The organism is Acidovorax sp. 56, from assembly GCF_002749705.1.
Lineage (GTDB): Bacteria > Pseudomonadota > Gammaproteobacteria > Burkholderiales > Burkholderiaceae_C > Acidovorax.
Genome location: NZ_PEEV01000001.1, coordinates 1,923,269 through 1,944,601 on the forward strand (window position 1 = coordinate 1,923,269; position 21,333 = coordinate 1,944,601).

At 66.3% G+C, this 21,333-nt stretch carries 19 protein-coding genes and 1 pseudogene; 9 read left to right on the forward strand and 11 right to left on the reverse strand.

Annotated elements, in window-relative coordinates; all coding sequences use genetic code 11:
• Window positions 1-6 precede the first annotated feature (6 nt).
• Together CLU88_RS08505 and aroC are read right to left on the reverse strand one after the other, a co-directional pair.
• Window positions 7-1,209 (reverse strand): MFS transporter, encoded by a 1,203-nt coding sequence (locus CLU88_RS08505; RefSeq protein WP_099658733.1) that lies wholly within the window; start codon window positions 1,207-1,209, stop codon window positions 7-9.
• Between the two features lie 86 nt (window positions 1,210-1,295).
• Complete coding sequence (gene aroC, locus CLU88_RS08510; RefSeq protein ID WP_099656217.1) at window positions 1,296-2,393, reverse strand: chorismate synthase; 1,098 nt, start codon at window positions 2,391-2,393, stop codon at window positions 1,296-1,298.
• Window positions 2,394-2,495: 102 nt separating this feature from the next.
• Here aroC and CLU88_RS08515 point away from each other — a divergent pair, with 102 nt between their 5' ends.
• Window positions 2,496-4,742, forward strand: coding sequence for an EAL domain-containing protein (locus tag CLU88_RS08515; RefSeq protein ID WP_099656218.1), 2,247 nt, complete (start codon window positions 2,496-2,498; stop codon window positions 4,740-4,742).
• Between the two features lie 88 nt (window positions 4,743-4,830).
• Here CLU88_RS08515 and CLU88_RS08520 read toward each other — a convergent pair whose 3' ends face one another.
• The gene (locus tag CLU88_RS08520; RefSeq protein ID WP_099656219.1) at window positions 4,831-5,283 is read right to left on the reverse strand and encodes a CBS domain-containing protein; all 453 of its coding nucleotides are present in this window, start codon (window positions 5,281-5,283) and stop codon (window positions 4,831-4,833) included.
• A gap of 116 nt (window positions 5,284-5,399) precedes the next feature.
• Here CLU88_RS08520 and CLU88_RS08525 point away from each other — a divergent pair, with 116 nt between their 5' ends.
• The 4 genes from CLU88_RS08525 to CLU88_RS08540 all read left to right on the forward strand — a co-directional run bounded on the left by CLU88_RS08525 (window position 5,400) and on the right by CLU88_RS08540 (window position 10,376).
• A complete protein-coding gene (locus CLU88_RS08525; protein WP_099656220.1) occupies window positions 5,400-6,710 on the forward strand; it encodes an O-acetylhomoserine aminocarboxypropyltransferase in 1,311 nt (436 codons plus the stop codon).
• Between the two features lie 3 nt (window positions 6,711-6,713).
• On the forward strand, window positions 6,714-7,523 hold the full coding sequence (locus CLU88_RS08530; RefSeq protein WP_099656221.1) for an alpha/beta fold hydrolase: 810 nt from the start codon (window positions 6,714-6,716) through the stop codon (window positions 7,521-7,523).
• Between the two features lie 85 nt (window positions 7,524-7,608).
• Entirely contained in the window at window positions 7,609-8,646 is a 1,038-nt protein-coding gene (locus tag CLU88_RS08535; protein ID WP_099656222.1) for a DUF2157 domain-containing protein, read from the forward strand.
• Window positions 8,643-10,376, forward strand: a complete 1,734-nt coding sequence (locus tag CLU88_RS08540; RefSeq protein WP_233205408.1) for a GDYXXLXY domain-containing protein — start codon at window positions 8,643-8,645, stop codon at window positions 10,374-10,376. Before CLU88_RS08535 ends, CLU88_RS08540 begins: the two co-directional genes overlap by 4 nt.
• Window positions 10,377-10,638: 262 nt before the next feature.
• Here CLU88_RS08540 and CLU88_RS08545 read toward each other — a convergent pair whose 3' ends face one another.
• On the reverse strand, window positions 10,639-11,889 hold the full coding sequence (locus CLU88_RS08545) for a YihY family inner membrane protein (protein WP_099656224.1): 1,251 nt from the start codon (window positions 11,887-11,889) through the stop codon (window positions 10,639-10,641).
• A gap of 176 nt (window positions 11,890-12,065) precedes the next feature.
• On the opposite strand from CLU88_RS08545, the pseudogene CLU88_RS08550 reads away from it, so the two are divergent.
• The 3 genes and pseudogenes from CLU88_RS08550 to CLU88_RS08560 form a co-directional block, all read left to right on the forward strand.
• Window positions 12,066-12,476, forward strand: a pseudogene (locus tag CLU88_RS08550) (DUF2069 domain-containing protein); the annotation flags it as partial.
• A 130-nt stretch (window positions 12,477-12,606) separates the two neighbouring features.
• Window positions 12,607-14,037, forward strand: coding sequence for an FAD-binding oxidoreductase (locus tag CLU88_RS08555; RefSeq protein WP_099656226.1), 1,431 nt, complete (start codon window positions 12,607-12,609; stop codon window positions 14,035-14,037).
• A gap of 52 nt (window positions 14,038-14,089) precedes the next feature.
• Window positions 14,090-14,557, forward strand: a complete 468-nt coding sequence (locus CLU88_RS08560) for a GNAT family N-acetyltransferase (protein WP_099656227.1) — start codon at window positions 14,090-14,092, stop codon at window positions 14,555-14,557.
• A gap of 135 nt (window positions 14,558-14,692) precedes the next feature.
• Here the strand turns inward: CLU88_RS08560 and CLU88_RS08565 are convergent, their stop codons facing one another.
• On the reverse strand, window positions 14,693-15,226 hold the full coding sequence (locus CLU88_RS08565; protein WP_099658734.1) for a GNAT family N-acetyltransferase: 534 nt from the start codon (window positions 15,224-15,226) through the stop codon (window positions 14,693-14,695).
• Window positions 15,227-15,399: 173 nt separating this feature from the next.
• On the opposite strand from CLU88_RS08565, the gene CLU88_RS08570 reads away from it, so the two are divergent.
• The gene (locus CLU88_RS08570; RefSeq protein ID WP_099656228.1) at window positions 15,400-16,164 is read left to right on the forward strand and encodes an SDR family oxidoreductase; all 765 of its coding nucleotides are present in this window, start codon (window positions 15,400-15,402) and stop codon (window positions 16,162-16,164) included.
• Between the two features lie 65 nt (window positions 16,165-16,229).
• On the opposite strand, the gene CLU88_RS08575 is transcribed toward CLU88_RS08570, so the two are convergent.
• The 6 genes from CLU88_RS08575 to xylB form a co-directional block, all read right to left on the reverse strand.
• Window positions 16,230-16,745, reverse strand: a complete 516-nt coding sequence (locus CLU88_RS08575) for a GNAT family N-acetyltransferase (protein WP_099656229.1) — start codon at window positions 16,743-16,745, stop codon at window positions 16,230-16,232.
• 96 nt (window positions 16,746-16,841) lie between these two features.
• Window positions 16,842-17,111, reverse strand: a complete 270-nt coding sequence (locus CLU88_RS08580) for a hypothetical protein (RefSeq protein ID WP_099656230.1) — start codon at window positions 17,109-17,111, stop codon at window positions 16,842-16,844.
• Window positions 17,112-17,255: 144 nt separating this feature from the next.
• Window positions 17,256-17,957 carry an alpha/beta fold hydrolase gene (locus tag CLU88_RS08585; protein ID WP_099656231.1) on the reverse strand — a complete coding sequence of 234 codons (702 nt, stop codon included), beginning with the start codon at window positions 17,955-17,957 and terminating at the stop codon, window positions 17,256-17,258.
• A gap of 70 nt (window positions 17,958-18,027) precedes the next feature.
• Window positions 18,028-18,387 carry a hypothetical protein gene (locus CLU88_RS08590; RefSeq protein ID WP_099656232.1) on the reverse strand — a complete coding sequence of 120 codons (360 nt, stop codon included), beginning with the start codon at window positions 18,385-18,387 and terminating at the stop codon, window positions 18,028-18,030.
• 102 nt (window positions 18,388-18,489) lie between these two features.
• The gene (locus CLU88_RS08595) at window positions 18,490-19,521 is read right to left on the reverse strand and encodes a PfkB family carbohydrate kinase (protein ID WP_233205409.1); all 1,032 of its coding nucleotides are present in this window, start codon (window positions 19,519-19,521) and stop codon (window positions 18,490-18,492) included.
• 263 nt (window positions 19,522-19,784) lie between these two features.
• The gene (xylB, locus tag CLU88_RS08600) at window positions 19,785-21,302 is read right to left on the reverse strand and encodes a xylulokinase (protein WP_099656234.1); all 1,518 of its coding nucleotides are present in this window, start codon (window positions 21,300-21,302) and stop codon (window positions 19,785-19,787) included.
• Window positions 21,303-21,333 lie beyond the last annotated feature (31 nt).

Below are 21,333 nucleotides of genomic sequence, written 5' to 3' on the forward strand. Positions count from 1 at the left end.
CCCTATTCACTGCGGAAGGCGGGCAGCCAGCCGCCCCACCCTCCACGCACACACACAGGCCAGCAGGCTGCTGCCCATGGCCAGCCAGTACACCGAGGCCAGACCCAGCGCCGCGCCCACCGCGCCACCGGCCAAGGCCCCCAGCACCCCTGGCAGGCCATAGGCCAGCACCGAGTACAGCGCCTGCCCCCGGCCACGCAAACGCCCTGGAAAGAACTGCGACAGCAACGCAATGCACGCCGTGTGGTGCGCGGCAAACGTCAGGGCGTGCAGCACCTGCGCAGCGCACAACACCGCCCACCACTCGCCGCCTGCCGCCGTCATGCCCATGCGCAAAGCCATGGCGGCAGCGCACACCAGCAGCCAGCCCGTCAAGGGCCAACGCGGCAGCCACCGGCTTTGGGTAAAGAACCAGACGATCTCGACCACCACCGACACCGCCCACAAAATGCCAATGGTGGATTTGGCGTAACCCAGCGCGTCCAGGTACAGCGAAAAAAACACATACACCGCCATGTGCGCCAGCACATGGAAAAACGCGGACGCAAAAAACCACCGCACCACGGGCTGGCACAGCACCGGCCACACAGGCGGGTTCAGGGTGCCGGGCGTAGCGGCCTCGGCAGCGTCTTCCTTGAGCCCCGGCAGCAGCCAGGTGCTGACCACCACGGCCAGCAAGGTGCCCAGCGTCCAGCCCGGGAAATGCGCCATACCATGGCGCTCAAACCAGGCCCCAGCCGCAAACACCGTGACCAAAAAGCCCAGCGAGCCCCACAGCCGCACCCGGCCATAGCGCCGCGCATCAAAGCTGCCACCCTGGCTGACCAGGTGCGCCATGGCAGCCTCGCTCATGGGCATCATGGCGCTGGTGTGGGTGAACATGAGCAGCAGCACAGCAGCCAGCCAGAACACACCAGCCTCCCACCACAAGCCCAGCGACACCACCAAGGCCACCGTGGCACACAAGCGCAGCCAGCGCACCCGCTCGCCTGTGTGGTCGCTGAGCATGCCCCAGCCATAGGGCGCAAACAGCCGCGTGAGGGACTGCACCGACGTCAGCACGCTGATGGTGAGCAATGGCAAGCCCAGGCTTTTGAGCCACAGCGGAAGGTACGGGTTAAAGAACCCGATGTGCGCAAAATAGCTGGCCGACAGCGCAGCAAATGGCAGCAAGGGGCGGCTCGCCCAGGCCGTGCGCAGCCTGTTCATGCCTGTCAGGCCGCGCAGGCACAACGTGCCCGCGCAGCAACGCCCATGCCATCACGCTGCAAATTGCGCACAGGCCGTGCGGGTCTTCAGAGGAACGAGGCTTTGATCGGTGCCACGTCGTGCACCACATCGCCGCACTGGGCGCGGTGACGCAGGGCATGGTCCATCACCACCAGCGCCAGCAGCGCTTCTGCGATAGGGGCCGCACGGATGCCCACGCACGGGTCGTGGCGGCCCTTGGTGATGACTTCGGTGGGGTTGCCGTGGATGTCAATGGAGTCGCGCGGGCTGATGATGGAGCTGGTGGGTTTAATGGCAATGCTCACTTCCAGGTCTTGCCCGGTGCTAATGCCGCCGAGCACACCGCCCGCGTTGTTCGAGAGAAAGCCGTTAGGCGCCATCGAATCGCCATGCGTGGTGCCCCGCTGGGCCACGCTGGCAAAACCGGCACCAATCTCCACGCCCTTGACGGCATTGAGCCCCATCATGACAAAGGCAATGTCGGCATCCAGCTTGTCGTACAAGGGCTCGCCCAAGCCCACTGGCACACCCGTGGCCTGCACCCGGATGCGCGCACCGCACGAATCACCCGCTTTGCGCAGGGCATCCATGTAGTCCTCGTACTGGGCCACATCGGCCACCGGGGCAAAAAACGGGTTGCTGCGCACGTGGTCCCAGCTCTCGAAGGGAATCTCCAGCTCGCCCAGCTGCGTCATGCAGGCACGAAACTGCGTGCCATATTGCTGCTGTAGCCACTTTTTGGCCACGGCGCCCGCCGCCACGGTGGGGGCCGTCAGGCGTGCAGACGAGCGGCCACCGCCCCGGGGGTCGCGAATGCCGTACTTGTGCCAGTACGAATAATCGGCGTGGCCGGGGCGAAAGCTCTGGGCGATATTGCCGTAGTCTTTGCTGCGCTGGTCGGTGTTGCGAATCAGCAGGGCAATGGGGGTGCCGGTGGTCTTGCCCTCGTACACGCCCGAGAGGATTTCCACCGCGTCAGGTTCGTTGCGCTGGGTCACGTGCCGGCTGGTGCCAGGGCGGCGGCGGTCCAGGTCGATCTGGATGTCGGCCTCGGTCAGCGGCATGCCGGGGGGGCAGCCGTCAATCACGCAGCCAATGGCTGGACCATGGGATTCACCAAAATTGGTGACAGCGAAAAGGGTGCCTAGGGTATTGCCGCTCATTCAAGGATTATCCCAGAGCAAACCTGTCCCGCATGCGTATCCAGCGCTTGGCAGAGCGCTCGCCAAGGGCTAGCATGGGGTACGACTCCTCCTGAGAAGCGCATGCCAGCCTCCATACTGCCCCCCGGAGACCCAGCCACCGCTGCAACGCAGCCAGCACCGGCCCCGTTGCCGGAGCTGGCCAATGGCCCTTTGCGCAACGCCCTGGACTGCAGCGACAACGCCATCGCCATGACCAACAGCGACCGCCAGGTCGTGTACGTCAACCACGGCTTCACGCGCCTGTTTGGCTTCAGCATGGAAGACATTCGCGGCAAATACCTCAGCAACCTGCTGCAAGGGCCGCACACACAGCAAGGGCTGACCGACGCCATTCGCAACGGGCTGCGACTGCACGGGCACTACCACGGCGATGCCCTCATTTACAGCCGCGACGGCCAGCCCCGCTGGGTGTCGATGGTGGTCAATGCGGCCGACGAAGCCGTGGGCGGGCCCGGTGGGTCCATCACCGTGCTGACCGACATCACCCTCACCAAGATGCACGAAGTGCTGCAAAAGCGCGTGCTGGAGAGCATGGTCAGCGAAACCAGCCTGCCCGCGCTGATGGCCCAGGTGTGCAAAGAGGTCGAAGGCATTGCCCCCGAAGTCACTGCCTCCATCCTGGCGGTGGATGCCAACGGCCTGATCCACCCGCTGGCAGCCCCTGGCTTGCCGCCAGATATTTGTGCAGCGCTGGACGGCTTGCGCATTGGCCCCAAGGCGGGCTCGTGCGGCACCGCCGCCTACTGGGGGCTGCCCGTGGTGACCACCGACATTGCCACCGACCCCCGCTGGGACGACTACCGAGCCCTCTTCCAGCCCACCGGGCTCAAGGCCTGCTGGTCCAGCCCCATCCGCGACCACCAGGGCCTGGTGGTGGGCACCTTTGCTTTCTACTTCAAAGAGCCCCGCGAACCCAACGCACTGCACCAAAGCCTGGTGCAGGTGTGCCTGCACCTGTGCGCCCTGGCCATCGAGCGCGATGCCGCACGCCAGCGCATCCACCAACTGGCGTTTTTTGACGCACTCACCGGTCTGCCCAACCGCGCCATGTTCCGCAGCAATGCCGAGCGGGCCCTGTCCCAGATGGAGCGAGACCACCAAAGCGGCGCCGTGCTCTTTGTGGACCTGGACCGGTTCAAGCAGGTGAATGACACCCAGGGCCACGCAGCGGGCGACGCACTGCTGCGCGAAGTGGCACAGCGCCTGGGCGAATGCGTGCGTGCGCAAGACGGCATTGGTCGCCTCTCGGGTGATGAATTCGTGCTGCTGCTGTCCAACTGCAGCAGCCAGCAGGCGGTGCAAACGGCCCAGCGCGTGCTGTCCAGCATCACCCGCCCGGTGGACATCCAGGGCCAGGTCAACCTGCCCAGCGCCAGCATCGGCATTGCCATCTACCCAGACGACGGCACCGACATCGACACCCTGCTGCTGCACGCAGACCAGGCCATGTACCAGGCCAAAAGCGATCATCTGCACAGCCTGCAGCTCTTCAGCCTGGAGATGAACCGCCGCGCCCAAGAGCGCGCGGCCATGGAAAGGGCCTTGCGCCAGGCGCTGGAGCAGCGCCAGCTCACGCTGCACTACCAGCCGCAGACCACAGCGGACCCAGTGCTCACCCTGCACGGCGTGGAAGCCCTGGCCCGCTGGAGCCACCCCGAATGGGGCGCCATCTCGCCAGCCCAGTTCATCCCGCTGGCCGAAGAAACGGGGCTGATCCACCCTCTGACGCGATGGCTGGTGGACGAGGCCTGCACGCAGCTCACGGCCTGGCGCGCTGCGGGCCTGGCCGTGCCACATGTCGCACTGAACCTGTCGGGCCGCAGCTTCCACCAAAAAGGCTTTGCGCAAAGCATCAGCGCAACCCTGCTCCAGCACGGGCTCTGTGCCCAAGACCTGCTGCTGGAGATTACCGAGCGTGTGGTGATGGATGGCCGCGCCGTCACCCAGGAGAACATCGAGCAACTCAGTCAGCAGGGCTTCAAGCTATCGCTGGATGACTTTGGCACCGGGTATTCCAGCCTGAGCTATCTGCACCGCCTGCCCATTGCAGAGCTCAAGCTGGACAAATCGTTTGTGCAAGACCTGGAACACAGCGAAACCGCACGGGCGCTGACCATCTCGGTGCTCAGCATCGCCAAAAGCCTGCACATGACGGTGGTTGCCGAAGGGGTGGAAACGCAGCACCAATGCCGCTGGCTCAAAGACCACGGCTGCGAGGTGATGCAGGGCTATTTGCTGGGCCGCCCCATGCCAGCAGAGATGCTGGCGTCGTGGATGCCAGGGGCTAGTACGGCCTGCTGCGCCTAATGCTGCCGGGCAGGGACTGGGGTTGCCAGTGATGACCTGCCCCACCTGGGCAGGCATCACATTGGCACCCTAAAAACACCGTGCCTTGTCAGGCCTTGGTGTCGTCCTCAGCGGGCCAGTCGCGGATGTAGGCCTTGAGCATCTGGTTTTCAAAGTTCTGGCTGTCCACCACGGCCTTGGCTACGTCGTAGAAGCTGATGACCCCCATGAGCATGCGCTTGTCCATCACGGGCATGTAGCGGGCGTGGCGGTCCAGCATCATGCGGCGCACCTCGTCCATCTCGGTTTCCAGCGTGCAGGTCAGCGGCGCATCGTCCATGGCCGATCGCACCCGCAGCGTGCCCACCGAGCCCCCATTGCGCACCACGGCCTGGATCACCTCGCGGAAGGTGAGCATGCCCACCAGGTCACCCAACTCCATCACCACCAGCGAGCCAATGTCTTTCTCGGCCATCACCTGAGCGGCATCGGCCAAGGGCTCGTCCGGTGTCACGGTGTAGAGGGTGTTTCCTTTGACGCGCAGGATGTCGCTGACTTTCATGGGGCAGGGTCTCCGAGGGGATGCGCGCAGCGCTGTAGGCTGCGTCTTAAGGCTGATTCCGGGTAAATATAGCCCACAATTTGCGCCCATATCGACAACATCGGAGACAGACACCTATGCCCGGATATTCAGACCCCGGCTTTGACACGCTCGCCTTGCACGCAGGCGCCGTGCCCGACCCCGCCACCGGCGCGCGTGCGGTGCCCATCCACCTGACCACCTCGTTCGTGTTCGAGTCCAGCGAACACGCTGCCTCGCTGTTCAACCTGGAGCGGCCCGGCCATGTGTACAGCCGCATCAGCAACCCCACCAACGCGGTGCTGGAGCAGCGTGTGGCCGCTCTGGAAGGCGGCGTGGGCGCCATTGCCGTGGCCAGCGGCCAGGCCGCGCTGCACCTGGCCATTGCCACGCTGATGGGCGCGGGCAGCCACATTGTGGCCAGCACGGCCTTGTACGGCGGCAGCCAGAACCTGCTGCACTACACGCTGAGCCGCTTCGGCATTGAAACCACGTTTGTGAAGCCCGGCGACATCGACGGCTGGCGCGCAGCCGTGCGCCCCAACACCAAACTGTTCTTTGGCGAGACCGTGGGCAACCCAGGCCTGGATGTGCTGGACATCCCCACCATCAGCGCGATTGCGCACGAGGCCGGGGTGCCGCTGCTGGTCGATTCGACCCTCACCTCGCCCTGGCTGATGAAGCCGCTGGAGCATGGGGCCGATCTGGTCTACCACTCGGCCACCAAGTTCCTCTCGGGCCACGGCACCGTGGTGGGCGGCATTGTGGTGGACGGCGGCAGCTTTGACTGGGATGGCCCGCGCGCGGCGGGCCGCTTTGCCGAGCTCACGGCCCCCTACGCGGGCTTTCACAACATGGTGTTCACCGAAGAAAGCTCGGTGGGCGCCTTTTTGCTGCGTGCGCGGCGCGAAGGCCTGCGCGACTTTGGCGCCTGCATGAGCCCGCACACGGCCTGGCTCATCCTGCAGGGCATTGAGACCCTGCCCCTGCGCATGGAGCGCCACATGCGCAACACAGCGCGCGTGGTCGAATTCCTGGCCAGCCAGCCCTTCGTCTCGCGCGTGGGCCACCCCATGCTCGCATCGCACCCCAGCCACGCGCTGGCGCAAAAGCTGCTGCCGCGCGGCGCGGGCTCGGTGTTCAGCTTTGACCTCAAGGGCAACCGCGAGCAAGGCAAGAAGTTCATCGAAACCCTCAAGGTCTTCAGCCACCTGGCCAATGTGGGCGACTGCCGCAGCCTGGTCATTCACCCCGCCAGCACCACGCACTTCCGCATGAGCGATGAGGCGCTGGTGCAGACGGGCATCACGCAGGGCACCATCCGCCTGTCCATTGGTCTGGAAGATGCGGACGACCTCATCGACGACCTGAAGCGGGCACTCAAAGCGGCAGAGAAAGCGGGGGCCTGAGCCATGTACACCACCGTCAATGGACACCGCACCTTCTGCTACACCGGCGGCAAGCCCTTCGATGCCGCCAAGCCCACCGTGGTCATGGTCCACGGCGTGCTCAACGACCACAGCGTGTGGGCCCTGCAAAGCCGCTACCTGGCGCACCACGGCTACAACGTGCTGGCCGTGGACCTGCCAGGCCACTGCAAAAGCGCGGGCGATGCCCCCGCCACGGTAGAGCAGGCGGCCGACTTCATCGTGGCGCTGCTCGATGCCCTGGGCGTTGCCCGCGCTGCGCTGGTGGGCCACAGCTGGGGTTCGCTCATTGCGCTGCAGGCCGCCGCCCAGTTGGGCGAGCGCGCCACACACCTGGCCCTGGTGGGCACGGCCTACCCCATGAAGGTCTCGCCCGCGTTGCTCGAATCGGCCCTGAGCGAGCCCGAAAAAGCCCTGCACATGGTCAACGTGTTCTCGCGCGGCTCGCTGGCATCGCCCTCGGGCGCAGGGTTCTGGGTGTTTGGTGCGGGCATGGCGCTGGGGCGCAAGGTGCTGCGCAGCAATCCCATGGTCAACGTGTTTCACCGGGGCTTTAACGCCTGCAACACCTACGCGAACGGCGAACAGGCCATGGCGCAAGTCACCTGCCCGGTGCTGTTTGCGCTGGGCGAGCAAGACCAGATGACCCCGCCCAAAGCGGCGCAGACCCTGGTGAAGGCCGCCCAGGCCGCAGGCAAAGCGGTGCAGATCCGCCACCTGCCCAGCGGCCACCACCAGATGACCGAAGCCCCTGAGGAGACGCTGGCAGCGCTGCGCGATTTTCTGGCGCAGTAAAGTGCGCACTCACGAGGAATGCAGCGGGCCACCGTCTACCCAGCGCAGGTAGGCACTCCAGGCCCCGTTCCTCGAGGGAGAAAACATGAATCTGCGCACCGCTTGGCTGGCCCTCGTCCAGCATCACGCGCTGGACCACCCCACCGCGCTCCAGCTCGAATCCCTGGCCCCCTGGCACGAGCCCCCGCCCCAGCTGCAGCGCCACCTGTGGCGCACCGTGGCCGTGCTGGCGGCCGCATTGGGCGGCCTGGGCATCGTGATGTGGATCGCATCGAACTGGGACACGCTGGGCCGCCCCGCCCGCTTTGCCTTGCTGCAAGGCTTTGTGGCCGTGATGTATGCCGGGGCGCTGTGGCGTGCGGCGGCGCGGGTGCCGCTGGGCATTCTGGCGCTGCTGGGCACGGGCGCTCTGTTTGCCTACTTCGGGCAAACCTACCAAACCGGGGCCGACCCCTGGCAGCTGTTTGCCTGGTGGGCCGTGTTGACGCTGCCCCTGGCCGTAGCCGGGCGCAGCGATGCGCTGTGGGCCCCGTGGGTGCTGGTGGCCACCACCGGCATTGCGCTGTGGGCGCAGGCCCACACGGGCCACCGCTGGCGCGTGCTGCCCCAGGACCTGGGCGTGCACCTGCTGGCGCTGTCGGCGGCGCTGGGCGTCACGGCCGCCATGCTGCCCCTGCCCGCCTTGCAGCGCGTGACGGGCGCCGGGCTGTGGTCCTTGCGCACCGCGGGCGCGCTGGCCATCACACTGGTGACCACCACAGCCCTGCCCGCACTGTTCCACTCGCCAGTGGCGCCGCACTACGCGCTGGGCTTGTTGCTGCTGGCGGGCACTGCGGCCGTCACGGGGCAGCGCCGGTGTTTTGACCTGTTCTTGCTCAGTGCCTCCACGCTGGGGCTGAACGTGCTGCTGGTCACCGGGCTGGCACGCTTGCTTCTGGAGGGCTCGCGCGGCGATTTGATAGGCGGGCTGCTGATGGTGGGCCTGATGGCCGCAGGTTTGCTGGCAGGCAGCGTGCAGCTGGTGATGCGCATGGCGCGCAATGCCCAGGCCCTGGACCCGCAACCCCAGCCAGCCCACAACAGTGCCGATGCCCACGCAGACGCCACCAAGGACAACGCATGAGCCAGACCGCGATGCCTCATACGGACAACACCCAGGCAGACAACGATTTGCCTGGATCGCCGCTAGAAAAAATGCTGCACAGCGCCCAAGCCCTCGGCCTGTTGCCCGCCAACGCTCAGCCCCCCGCAGACCCCGGCCGCCCCTGGCCCGTGGTGCTGCTGACCCTGCTGGGCGCATGGCTGGCAGCCCTGCCCGTGCTGGCGATTTTTGCGCTGTTTGCCGGCCGCTGGCTGCTGGACGGTGCGGGCACCTACGTGGTGGGCACGCTGGCCCTGGCGGGTGCCGTGGCGCTGCTGCGCGCACAGGGGCTTGCCCTGTTTCTGGAGCAGATCGCCATCCCTGCGCTGTTCACCGGAGGGTGGCTGCTGGGCTTTGCCCTGGTGCGCGATGGGCCTCACTTGCTGGCCGCGGCCACGCTGCTGTTGATCACGCTGGCCGTGGCCGCAGCCGTGCCCCAACACTGGCTGCGCACCCTGCTGGGGGGCGCGGCCGCAGGCCTGTGGGCCTGGACGGTGGGGGGCAGTTGGCACCACCTGCACCGCAGCATCGACGTCACTATTTTGTGGGGGGCCCTGCATGTGGCGCTGCTCACCTGGGTGGGCCTGCTGGCCCTGCAACACCAAGCCCTGGGCCAGCACAACCGGTTGGCCGTAGCGCTGGAGCCCCTGGCCTGTGGCTGGGTGGTGGCGGTGCTGTGCGGGCTGGCCCAGCTGTCGGGCATGACATTCATGCTGGCGGGCGTGCTGGGCAGCAGCGGTGGGCTGTGGGAGCCTGCCAGCCACACCACGGGGTCGGGAGCCTCGTCGCTGGTGTCCGTGAACCAGGTGGGTTCTGTGGCGCTGGTACTGGCGGCAGGCTGGGTGGCGCAGCGGGCCTGGCCTGCGCTGCGCCAACCCCAGGCGGCCGCGCTGCTGCTGGTGCTGGCCGTGCTGGGCTTTTTCATGCCCACGCTGGGGGCCGCCCTGCTGGCGCTGGCCATCACCGGCACCACGCAGCGCTGGCGCCAGGCCGCTGTGGCCGCGCTGGCTGCGGCGTGGATGGTGGGCAGCTTTTACTACCAACTGGCCTGGCCCCTGGCCACCAAGGCCATGGTGCTGGCGGGCTGCGGCGCCGTGCTGGGGCTGCTGGCCTGGACGGCACTGCGCACAGCGCAACACACCGCCACCGCCCAGCCCGCCGACAGCACCGCGCCCGCAGCCCAGGCTGCTGGTGCTATCGGGGCTATCGGAGCTGCACCGCGCATCGCCACCTGGGCCCTGGTGCTAGGCCTGGCCTGCACCCTGCTGGTGGCCAATGTGGGCATTGCGCAAAAGGAACACACCATTGCCCAGGGCCGCAAGGTGTTTGTGCCCCTGGCTCCGGTAGACCCACGCTCGCTGATGCAGGGCGACTACATGCGGCTGAACTTCCAGTTGCCTGCAGAGCGCATCACTTACGAGGAACTGGCCTGGGGCCAGCGCCCCCACGCCGTGGGCACGCTGGACGAGCGCGGCGTGGTGCAGTGGCTGCGCATCGACTTGGCCGAAGCACCGCTGCAGGCCGGGGAGATGCGCTTTGCACTGACCCCACGCGACGGGCAATGGACGCTGGTGACCGATGCCTGGTACTTCCGTGAGGGCGATGCGGCCCGGTGGGAAGCCGCGAAGTTTGGAGAGTTTCGTGTAGAGCCCGATGGCAAGGCCCTGCTGGTGGGCTTGGCGGATGCGCAGTTGCGCGGCATTGCCCCCTGACGGAGCAAAGGGTGCAAAGGGGGCAGAGCGCGACGCGAGCGGCTGCCCCCCGCGCCGCAATCTAATTCACACCAAACGCCTGACTAGCAACCGGCCCCAGACCGCTTACCCCCAAGCCGTTCGGGCTGAGCCTGTCGAAGCCTTGCACGCACGCAGCAAGCCCTGGCTTCGACGGGCTCAGCCCGAACGGATGGAGTGGTATCTGAGGCAATTAGCCTTGCAGAAAAACAGCCTCCAGCGCTTATTTCACAAGCGCCAGCAGCTATTTAATTGATAGCAAATCCTGCAACCGAAGCCGCGCAAATCCAGCGGCATCCCACAGGGGGGCCAGTCGCACGGTCTGGTCCAGCAGCAGGCGTTGCACCAGCGGCTCCAGCGCGGTGCGTTCGGGGTCGGCCAGCAGCACGTAGCGCAGCTCGGGGGCGTCGGACGGGCCCGCCACCGCATCGCTCACCTGGGCAATCCAGTCCAGCGACGTCAAGGTCTCCAGCACTGGCTCCAGCTGCAATGCATCCACGCGCAGCAGTTCGGCCAGTTGCGCTGCCCGCAGGCCTTTGCTGGGCAGCTGACGTGCGCGGTGCAGCTCTTGCAGCACCTCTACCGCCAGCTGAAATCCCCAGCCCGCCACCGTCCCACGCCGCGCCACGCCTGCCAGCAGACTGGGCAAATACGCCGTGACCACCGCACCCAACAGCACGATGACCCAGGCCACGTAAATCCACACCAGCAAGATCGGCAGCGTGGCAAACGCGCCGTACACCACCGAATAGGTCGGCACCTTGGCCAGGTAGGCGGCCAGCACCTTCTTGGCCAGCTCCATACACACGGCCACAAACAGGCCGCCCACCCAGGCGTGCTGCCACTTCACCGGCGTGTTGGGCACATAGTGGTAGAGCCCCGCCATGCCCGCCGCCAGCACCAGGAACTGGATCGAATCCACCAGCAGCCCCACCCCATCGGGCAGCGTGCGCACCAGCCCGCTGGATGCCGACATGACATACGACGTGAGCGCCAGGCTGCCGCCCAGCAGCAAAGGCCCCAGCGTGATGGCCGCCCAGTAGATCAGCACCCGCTGGCCCAGCGGGCGCAGCCGCCGCACGCGCCAGATGTTGTTGAGCGTGCGGTCGATGGTGAGGATCAGCATGAGCGCTGTGCCCAGCAAGATGCTGAAGCCCAGTGCCCCCAGCCCGCTGGCCTTGGCCGCAAACTGGGTGAGGTAGCCCAGCACCTGGCGCGAGATGCTGTCGGGCACCAGGCTTTCAACCAGCCACTTCTGCACCACGCCCTGCAGCTTGCCAAAGATGGGAAAGGCCGTGAACACCGCCAGTGCCACCGCCAAAAATGGCACCAGCGCCAGCACCGTGGTGAAGGTGAGGCTGCTGGCCGTCAGGCCCAACTGGTCCTCGCGAAAGCGCTCGCGCAGCGTCTGCGCCGTGGTGCGCCAAGGAAATTTCGACAGATCTTCCAGCAGCATCTCAATGCGCTGGGCCACTGTCTGCAAGGTCAATCGCATGGCCTATATGATCCAAAGCCCGTGATGGGCCCCAAGGGTTAAACGGGCGCCTGGCAGCTGCAGACCCATGGCCTGCAGCTGCCAGGGCAACAGCGCGCATTGTGACCGCTTGCCGCCCCCTGCCCTGCCCGGCCGCCTGCCCATGGCGCCCATCCCCCTGCACCCAACGTTTGCCCATGACCGACACCGCCCACCCCGCCACGCTCCAAGCCGCCCCCCCCGAAGTGGCGGCCACCCGCTGGGTGGCCACCGCCAGCCTCATCGCCCTGATTGCGCTGTGCGTGGCCTGGGAGCTGGTGCTGGCACCACTGCGCCCAGGCGGCACCTGGCTGGCCATCAAGGCACTGCCGCTGTGCATCCCGCTGGCAGGCATTCTCAAAAACCGCATGTACACCTACCGCTGGGTCAGCCTGGTGATCTGGCTGTACTTCACTGAAGGCGTGGTGCGCGCCTGGAGCGACAAGGCCCCCGGCAACTGGCTGGCCATGGCCGAGATTACGCTGTGCCTGGTGCTGTTCACGGCCTGCACACTGCACGTGCGGCTGCGCCAGCGCAATGCGCGTGCGCTGGCCGCCACGCAAGAACCAACCCAGCCCGCCAAGCCAGCCCACCCGGACACCGCGCAAGCCGACCCCTCGCGAACTGACACCCCGCAAAGCGATGCAGCCAGCGCACCCACAGCCCTCACCGAACCTCTCGCGCGAAAGGACTAATGCCATGCCGAACCTGACCACCCCGCTGCTCGATACCCTGCGCTCCATCGTGGGCGATGCCCATGTGCTGACCGAGGGCGACCTCACCGCCTGGGAGCAAGACTGGCGCCGCCGCGTGCGCGGCAAGGCCCTGGCCGTGGTGCGCCCCGCCAGCACGCCCGAGGTGGCTGCAGTGGTCAAGGCCTGCGCCGCCGCGGGCACCGCCATCGTGCCGCAGGGCGGCAACACCGGGCTGGCCGTGGGCTCCACGCCCGACGACACCGGCACGCAGATCGTGCTAAGCCTCACGCGCATGAACGCTGTGCGCGCCGTGGACACCGCCAACCTCACCATGACGGTGGAGGCGGGCTGCATCCTGCAAAACCTGCAAGAGGTGGCGCGCAACGCGGGCCTGCTGTTCCCGCTGTCGCTCGCGGCCGAGGGCAGTTGCACCATTGGCGGCAACCTGGGCACCAACGCGGGCGGCACGCAGGTGGTGCGCTACGGCAACACACGCGACCTGTGCCTGGGGCTGGAAGTGGTCACCGCGCAGGGCGAGGTGTGGAGCGGCCTCAAGGGCCTGCGCAAGGACAACACCGGCTACGACCTGCGCGACCTGTTCATCGGCAGCGAAGGCACGCTGGGCATCATCACCGCCGCCAGCATGAAGCTCTACCCCCAGCCCGCCGCCAAGCTCACCGCCTGGGCCGCAGTGCCTTCCATCGAGCACGCCGTGCAGCTGCTGGGCATGGCCCACAAGCAGTTGGGCGCGGGCCTGACGGGCTTTGAGGTGATGGGCCAGTTTGCGCTGAGCCTGGTGGGCAAGCACATGCCACAGCTGCGCGTGCCTTTCTTGGGCCAAGACGACGCCCCCTGGTGTGTGCTGCTCGAAAACTCCGACAGCGAATCCGAAGAGCACGCCCGCGCGCGGTTTGAAGCCTTGCTCGAATCCGCCTTTGAAGCCGGCTGCGTGACCGACGCCGTGGTGGCCGAGAACCTCACCCAGGCGCACCAGCTCTGGCACATCCGCGAGAGCATTCCGCTGGCCCAGGCCGAAGAGGGCCTGAACATCAAGAACGACATCTCCATCCCCATCTCGCGCATCCCTGCGTTTGTGGCCCACACCGATGCGCTGCTGCAAAGCCAGATCCCTGGCGTGCGCCTGGTCAACTTTGGCCACCTGGGCGACGGCAACCTGCACTACAACGTGCAGGCACCGGCCGAGGGCGATGCCAAGGCCTTCCTGCGCGACTACGAGGCGCAGGTCAACCACCTGGTCTACGAAGCCGTGGCCGAATTCGGCGGCTCGTTCTCGGCCGAGCACGGCATCGGCGCGCTGAAGGCCGACAAGCTGGAGAAGTACCAGTCGCCCGTGGCGCTGTCGATGATGCGCGCTATCAAGAACGCGCTAGACCCGCAGGGCCTGATGAACCCTGGGCGGGTGCTGAAGGCCTGAACGGCCACCACCATGCCACGCTGGCAATGACACCCACATCCCAAGGTTGCCCATGACCTCATCCGTTTCAGTGCGCCCCGCCCAGCCACACGACTACGCCGCATGGCGACCGCTTTGGGATGGCTACAACGCCTTCTATGGCCGCTTTGGCGCCACCGCGCTGCCCGAGCACATCACGCAGACCACCTGGCAACGCTTGCATGACGCGGCCGAACCCATGCTCTGCCTGGTCGCGCAGGACGATGCCAGCGGCGACCTGCTGGGCCTGGCGCACTGCGTGTTCCACCGCAGCATGACGCGCATCGAGCCTGTGTGCTACCTCAGCGACCTGTTCACCCGCGAAGCCGCCCGGGGCCGGGGGGTGGGGCGGGCGCTCATCGAAGGGGTGTATGCCGCCGCCCGCACAGCCCGGTCGCAGCGGGTGTACTGGCAAACCCAAGCCACCAACGCCGCTGGGCGCCAGCTGTACGACAAGCTGGCCAAGCACCAAGGCTTCATCGTGTATGCGCACGAGCTTTGAGCGCACCCAACGCTAGCAAAACAATAGCTGCTAGCGCTTACAAATAAAGCGCTAGAGGCATTTTTTAATTGAAATCTCCTTGTGTACAGGCAGGCATTGCACACGCAACCCGCAGCGCCGCGTTGTGGGACCCGCTCAAAGCCGCTTGCGCATGGGCTGTGCCTGCAACCCCGCCCAGGTCTGCACAGCGCCCGCAGGCTCGTAGCCATGGCGCCGGTAAAAAGCCTCTGCCGTGCGCGTGCTCTCCAGCACCAACGCAGCGACGCCCACCTGCCGCGCACCCGCTTCTGCCGCCAGCAGCAAAGCCCGGCCTACGCCCTGGTGCAATGCCTGCGGCACCACATAGCACAGGGCCAGTTTGTCTTGCGTGAGCAGCGCAAAGCCCACCATCGTTGAGCCCGCCTCTGCGCCCCGGTCAGCACCACGGTCAGCACCCAAGCCAACGCCCCAATAGGCTCCCCAGGCCATCGCGTGCGGCGCAGCCATCCATGCGGCAAGGTGATCTGCCGTTTTGTTGGCCAGCCAAGCGGCCCGCACTGCCGGGTCGTGGTGATGGTCCAGAGCACAGCAGTGGGTGATGGACTGGCGAACCACTTCGCAGGCCTGCGCGGCCTGCGTGGCTTGGGCGCGGCGCACCGCTGTGGGGGGCAGAAAAGGCGTGTCTGGCATGGCCCGCATTTCAACACGCCCGCCCACGGCCCCGGCACAGCAGACCGGTGCTCAGTGCGCCCTAACGCACGGCATTGCATGTCCGTTTCCAGCGCGACGGCAGCGTCCGCTTTGCACAAACTGGGCGCCTGATTTCAACGCAACCGCAAAGCAACGATTGAGAAGGACAACCTATGAATGCATTGACCGGCAAAGTGGCCATCGTGACGGGCGCCAGCTCAGGCATTGGGCGCGCAGCGGCCCTGCTGTTTGCACAAAACGGCGCACGCGTCGTGGTGGGCGCGCGGCGCCAGGCCGAACTGGACAGCTTGGTCGCACAGATCCACGCAGCAGGCGGAGAGGCACACAGCGTGGCGGGTGACGTGCGCGATGAGGCCTTTGCACAGCGCCTGGTACAGCGAGCGGTAGAGCACTTTGGGGGGCTGGACGTGGCGTTCAACAACGCGGGCATCATCGGCGAGAGCGGCCCAACGCCCGGCATCTCGGCCGCAGGCTGGCAAGAGGCCATCGACACCAACCTGACCAGCGCTTTCTACGGCGCCAAGCACCAGATCCCCGCCATGCTGGCGCGGGGCAGTGGCTCCATCCTTTTCACATCCACCTTTGTGGGGCACACCGTGGGCTTTCCAGGCGTGGCGGCTTACGCCGCCAGCAAGGCAGGCCTGATCGGCCTGACCCAGGCCCTGGCCGCAGAGTGCGGCCCCCACGGCGTGCGCGTGAACGCCCTACTGCCCGGCGGCACCCTCACCCCCATGGCCCACGCCATGAACGGCACCCCCGAGGCCTTGGCCCAAGTCGCCAGCCTGCACGCCTTGAAGCGCCTGGCCCAGCCCGAAGAACTCGCCCAGGCCGCGCTGTACCTGGCGTCAGATGCATCGTCATTCATGACCGGCACGGCCATGTTGGTGGATGGTGGGGTGTCGATCAACAGGACGTGAGAGGCGTGCAGGAAACATCTGCACAACGCAGGCGAGGCACGTAGCGAGGCTGTTCGCAGGTCTGGCTAGCAGCGCGCGGCGGTGGCATTGACAGCCCACCGCTCATGATCGCGCCAACGTCCGCCAATCTTGAGGTAATGGGCTGAGAACCCCTCTTTGCGAAATCCACAGGCCTCCACCAATGCCAACGAGGCCTGGTTTGCAGGCTGAATATTCGCCTCCAGCCGATGCAGTTTGAGAACGCCAAACGCCTGCTTGACCACCGCCTGGAGCCCCTCGCGCATCAGCCCCTGGCGTTCATGCCCCGCGAATGCGTAGTACCCCAAGTACGCACTCTGAAAGCAACCTCGAACGATGTTGGTGATGTTGATGACGCCCACCATCTCGTCCGTAGCGCGCAGACAAACCAGATACCCCTGGTTGGCTGGAAGCGCCATGGCATCGAGATACTGCCCAAACGCATCGGGCGTGCTGGGTGGCGAGACCCAAGGGCGATGGAGTGGCTTGCTCTGCCGTACGGATTGAAGAAAGGCGGGCTCGTCCGCAGCAGCAGGTGAGCGAAGGTCAATGCGAGGTTTCATGGAATGGAGCAGAGATGAGCCGCAAGCAGGGGCAGCGAGGCAAATTACCAGTGAATGAGCAACGGAGCACGCATTCAAGGAACCCGTTCACACGCGTCAGGCCAACGATGCAACCCCAGCGGCGGCCAGGCCCAACAGCACGTAAAACGCCAACCCCGCAAAAAGAAGACCGCTCGAAGTCAACACCCGCTGGCCATCACGCTTGAACGAGAGCGCGCCTGCGGTCCCATGCATGCGGCCCTCCAGACCGTCCAGCGACTCACCGCGCCAACGGCCCAGACTGAGAGTGGAGACGAACAACTTTCCGGTGAGGACAAGAGCAAGCTCAAACGCACACCACAAAAGCATCGCAAGGGCTTCAAGCATTTCATTCTCCAGGCGCTACGGGCAAGGCACGATACACGCAGCCGCTTTGCAAGGCCAGTCACAAGTCCGATCAACATACGGCTTGGCAGAGGACTGCGGGTCCCTGAGCTATGAGGCATAGCGAAAACAGGGTACTCACGGAGTTTATTCAGAGGTCTTTGGCAGGCTGCTGATGAATGTAGATATCACCGCAGCCGCGTCGCCAGGGCTTGCTTGAAGCAAGCAGTGGGGCCCAGCGCAGGAAACCACCCGAAGACGCTCACCCAACACCATAAAAGGCTTCACGGCACGCTGCGACACCACCCTGTCGTTGCGAGCCTGGAGATACAAAACTGGCACCCGTACTTCAGACAACAAGTCCGCTACATCCACTTCAGCTACGGCGCCGATGCGCTCTGCCAAAACGGAGGGATCGACCAAAGATACGGCTTGCCGAATCGCCACCACCAACGAGGGCGTCGCGTAGCGCCCCAGCAGCCCCCACGCCAGAGCAAGATCTGGCAGCACAGCCGGAGAAACGGCCTGAGCCAATGGCGCCATCCACCGCAACAACGGAAGAGGCGAGCGGGCAAACGTGGCGCACAGCACAAGCCCCCGCAAGCGCTGTGGCCGCTCTGCCGCCAGCATCACGCCCAGCGGCCCCGAGAACGACTCGGCCAACAGCACATAGTCTTCATGCAGCGGCAACAGCGCACGCACCCGATCCGCCAACGCTGCGTAGCCCAGGCGCTCTGCGCGCGGATACGACACCACCTGCGTTCGGAACCGATCACCCCAAGCGGCAACCAGCGGAGCGAACAGCTCGCCCGTGCCGTCCAGACCAGGGAGTAAAACGATGGCAGTCATGGGAACAGGGGATGCGTGGACGCCGCATCAGCACAAGGACAGGAGACAGACGAAAGCACGTCGCCGCACCTCATTCGGGCCCCACCTTCAGCTCAGGCGCACTGAACGCAAAAACACCCACGCAGTCGTCCAGGCCTGTGACCAAAAACTCCCGCAGGGCTGGGCGAGTGCTGGATGACATGAATCCCTTGCGTCTCGACTCCTGCTCTAACCAGCCGCCGTCATGTATTTCAAAAAGACCGCCCCCCGGAGCAGTGGAGCAGGTCGGCCAGAACTCCAGCAAATCTCCCTCATCCAGCACACGAAAACCAACGGCATCGGTGAACAGAACTACAGAGTGACCGACATGTATGCGCAGATTCTGTAGGTCGTACGACACATTGGAAATTTCCGAACCTGCGAGGAATTGGTGGATCTTGGTCGTGCGCATGAATGGGATATGAGAGCTACTTGGAGCCACTGTAGCCAAGTGACATTCCCATTTTGCAATGGCCCCAAGCGAGCGTCATGCCGCATCGTTTGGCTTACTCAGTCACGCCGTCTGCGCCGGATGCTCTTGCGCCCAATCCACCGCAGCCTCCCACCCTGGTGGCACACACCCCTGCTCCATCACGCACAGGCTGGCGCTGGCCAGGGCGTGGCGCAGGGCCTGCTGGCAGGCGGTGTCTGACAGCGCCGCCACAAACCGCGCAAACGACCCCGCCCCCGCTGGCTGAGACTGGCGCAGCAGGTGGGCCAGCAGGCCCGCCAGAAAGCTGTCGCCCGCGCCCACGGTGTCGGCCACTGGCAAGGGCTGGGCCTCTTGGGCAAAGCACTGGGTGCCGTTGCGGTGCAGCAGCCATGCGCCGTTGGCACCGAGCGTGAGGGCCAGCAGGTGGGCTTGGGGGTTGGCGGCCAGCAGGTGGCGGGCGCGGGCCAGGGCGTCGGCGCCGGGCACGGCGAGGTGGTCCAGGTCTTCGTCGCTGGCCTTGATGAGGTGGGCGTGCGCCAGGGCGGCGTGCACGGTGCTGCGGTAGGCGGCCAGGTCGGGCATGACGGAGGGGCGCAGGTTGGCATCGACCATCACGCAGTGGCCTGCGGTGCGCTGGGCGGCCAGCCAGGGCAGGTAGGTGGCGGCGTCGCGGGCATCGAGCGCCAGGGCGCCGGTGCAGACCACCTGCAAAGCGGGCAAGGCGGTGCAGGCTTCACCCAGGCCGTGCGCCGACACGGCGCGGTCGGCCACGCCTTCGCGGTAGAAGGCGTAGTCGGGGTGGCCGTGGGCGTTGAGGTTGACGACGGCCAGCGAGGTGACTTGCTGCACCGGATCGGGCTGCGCCAGGTGCACGCCATCGGCCACCAACTGGGCCTCCAGCTCGCGGCCAAAGCAGTCTCGGGACAAGGGGTTGAGGTACTGCGTGCCCACCCCCTGGCGGGCCAGTGCGCGGCACAGGTTGTAGAGCGCACCGCCCAGGCAAGGCAGGTAGCTGCCATCGGGGCGGCGGATCAGGTCGATGAGGGCTTCGCCCGCGATGGCGACCTGGATGGAGGTTGCGGCGGGCATTGGAGAGAGATCAACAGCGTTCATGGGAATCGGTGGTGGGGTGGTTCAGGCACACATCCCGTTCACCCTGAGCTTGTCGAAGGGCCTGCATGGCACACGCCCTGGCTTCGACAGGCTCAGACTGAATGGTGGTGGTGGCTTGGATACAAAACGGCCTACAGACCATATAAATCAAGCGCTGGCAGCTATGATTTTTGATGATTCTGTGCCCAGGCTTCGTCAGGCTCAGCCCGAACGGTGGGAGGAGTTCACAGCGGGATTGCATGGGCAGCAATGCGCTACGGCCGTCAGAACTGCGCTTGCAGCGCCGGGTACAACGCCACATAGCGGGCATAGCGCTCGGCCAGCAGGGCTTGCTGGGCGGGCTGCGGATCGAAGGTGGCATCGGCCGCCAGGGGTTGGCACCAATGGACTTCGTCGCCACCGCAAGCCATGGCGGCCAGGCGGGCCGCGCCCAAGGCGGCGGCGGCGTGGGCGCCCTCGGGGCGCTGCAATGAGGTGCCCAGGGCGCTGGCCAGAAGCTGGGCCCAGGGGTTGCTGCGGGCACCACCGCCGACCAGGGCCAAGGGGCTGGAGTGGATTTCAGTGGCGGAACGGGGGCGGGCTTCGACAGGCTCAGCCTGAACGGCTGGGGTGGAACCCGCAGCGCGTATGGCGTTGAGGCCGTCGAGCAAACCAAAACCCACGCCCTCCATCACGGCATAGGCCAGGTCAGCAGCGTCGTGCTCGGCCCGCAAGCCCATGAAGACGCCGGTGGCAGCGGCGTTGTTGTGCGGGGTGCGTTCACCACTCAGGTAGGGCAAAAACAGCGGGGCCTGGGCCTGACGGCTGCTGGGCAAAGCCCCGACGGCGGCGGACAACTGGGCCTCGTCGCCCCGGCCGGTCAAGCGGGTGACCCAGCCAAAGGCGCTGGCCGCGCTGAGCATGACGGACATGTGGTGCCAGCGCTGGGGCAGCGCGTGGGCAAAGGCGTGCACGGCGCGCTCGGTGGCGGGGGCAAAGGCATCGGTCACCCGAAACACCACGCCCGACGTACCCAGCGACACAAAGCCCTGCCCGGCGGTGCGCGCTCCCACGCCCACGGCGCTGGCGGCGTTGTCGCCCGCGCCTGCAGCCACGACCACGCCTTCGCCCAGCCCCCAGCGGCGGGCTATGTCGCCCAGCAGCGTGCCGGTGGGTGCATTGCCCTCAGCCAGGGCGGGCATGTGCGAGGCGTCCAGCCCGCAGGCCTGCAGCATGGCCGGGCTCCAGGCGCGGGCCTGCACGTCCAGCCACAAGGTGCCTGATGCATCGGACATATCGCTCACCGCCGTACCGGTGAGCTGCAGCCGCAGCCAGTCTTTGGGCAGCAGCACCTTGCGGATTTGAGCGAAGACTGCGGGCTCATGCGTGCGCAGCCACAGCAGCTTGGGGGCTGTGAAGCCGGGCATGGCGAGGTTGCCGGTGATCTGGCGCGCAGTGGACACGGCCTGTTCGAGCGCAGCGCATTCGGCGCTGGCACGGCCATCGTTCCACAGAATGGCGGGGCGCAGCACCTGGCCCTGTGCACCCAGCACCACCGCACCGTGCATGTGGCCCGACAAGCCAATGCCACGCACCTGGGCCCAGGCGGTGGGCACCTGCGCGCGCAACTGGGCGACGGCGGTCTCGACGGCGGCCAGCCAGTCTGCCGGGTGCTGCTCACTCCAGGTGGGCTGGGGGCGGTACTGGGGCACGGCGGCATCGGCCGTGGCGATGACGGTGTGCGCTTCGTCCAGCAGCAAGAGCTTGACGCCGGAGGTGCCTAAGTCGATTCCGAGGTACATGGGGTAGTGATGCAATGGGTCAGCCCAAGAG

Coding starts and splice junctions, on each gene's coding strand:
- CLU88_RS08505 (WP_099658733.1), bottom strand. CDS start 1,209: ATGAACAGGCTGCGCACGGCCTGGGCGAGCCGCCCCTTGCTGCCATTT.
- aroC (WP_099656217.1), bottom strand. CDS start 2,393: ATGAGCGGCAATACCCTAGGCACCCTTTTCGCTGTCACCAATTTTGGT.
- CLU88_RS08515 (WP_099656218.1), top strand. CDS start 2,496: ATGCCAGCCTCCATACTGCCCCCCGGAGACCCAGCCACCGCTGCAACG.
- CLU88_RS08520 (WP_099656219.1), bottom strand. CDS start 5,283: ATGAAAGTCAGCGACATCCTGCGCGTCAAAGGAAACACCCTCTACACC.
- CLU88_RS08525 (WP_099656220.1), top strand. CDS start 5,400: ATGCCCGGATATTCAGACCCCGGCTTTGACACGCTCGCCTTGCACGCA.
- CLU88_RS08530 (WP_099656221.1), top strand. CDS start 6,714: ATGTACACCACCGTCAATGGACACCGCACCTTCTGCTACACCGGCGGC.
- CLU88_RS08535 (WP_099656222.1), top strand. CDS start 7,609: ATGAATCTGCGCACCGCTTGGCTGGCCCTCGTCCAGCATCACGCGCTG.
- CLU88_RS08540 (WP_233205408.1), top strand. CDS start 8,643: ATGAGCCAGACCGCGATGCCTCATACGGACAACACCCAGGCAGACAAC.
- CLU88_RS08545 (WP_099656224.1), bottom strand. CDS start 11,889: ATGCGATTGACCTTGCAGACAGTGGCCCAGCGCATTGAGATGCTGCTG.
- CLU88_RS08555 (WP_099656226.1), top strand. CDS start 12,607: ATGCCGAACCTGACCACCCCGCTGCTCGATACCCTGCGCTCCATCGTG.
- CLU88_RS08560 (WP_099656227.1), top strand. CDS start 14,090: ATGACCTCATCCGTTTCAGTGCGCCCCGCCCAGCCACACGACTACGCC.
- CLU88_RS08565 (WP_099658734.1), bottom strand. CDS start 15,226: ATGCCAGACACGCCTTTTCTGCCCCCCACAGCGGTGCGCCGCGCCCAA.
- CLU88_RS08570 (WP_099656228.1), top strand. CDS start 15,400: ATGAATGCATTGACCGGCAAAGTGGCCATCGTGACGGGCGCCAGCTCA.
- CLU88_RS08575 (WP_099656229.1), bottom strand. CDS start 16,745: ATGAAACCTCGCATTGACCTTCGCTCACCTGCTGCTGCGGACGAGCCC.
- CLU88_RS08580 (WP_099656230.1), bottom strand. CDS start 17,111: ATGCTTGAAGCCCTTGCGATGCTTTTGTGGTGTGCGTTTGAGCTTGCT.
- CLU88_RS08585 (WP_099656231.1), bottom strand. CDS start 17,957: ATGACTGCCATCGTTTTACTCCCTGGTCTGGACGGCACGGGCGAGCTG.
- CLU88_RS08590 (WP_099656232.1), bottom strand. CDS start 18,387: ATGCGCACGACCAAGATCCACCAATTCCTCGCAGGTTCGGAAATTTCC.
- CLU88_RS08595 (WP_233205409.1), bottom strand. CDS start 19,521: ATGAACGCTGTTGATCTCTCTCCAATGCCCGCCGCAACCTCCATCCAG.
- xylB (WP_099656234.1), bottom strand. CDS start 21,302: ATGTACCTCGGAATCGACTTAGGCACCTCCGGCGTCAAGCTCTTGCTG.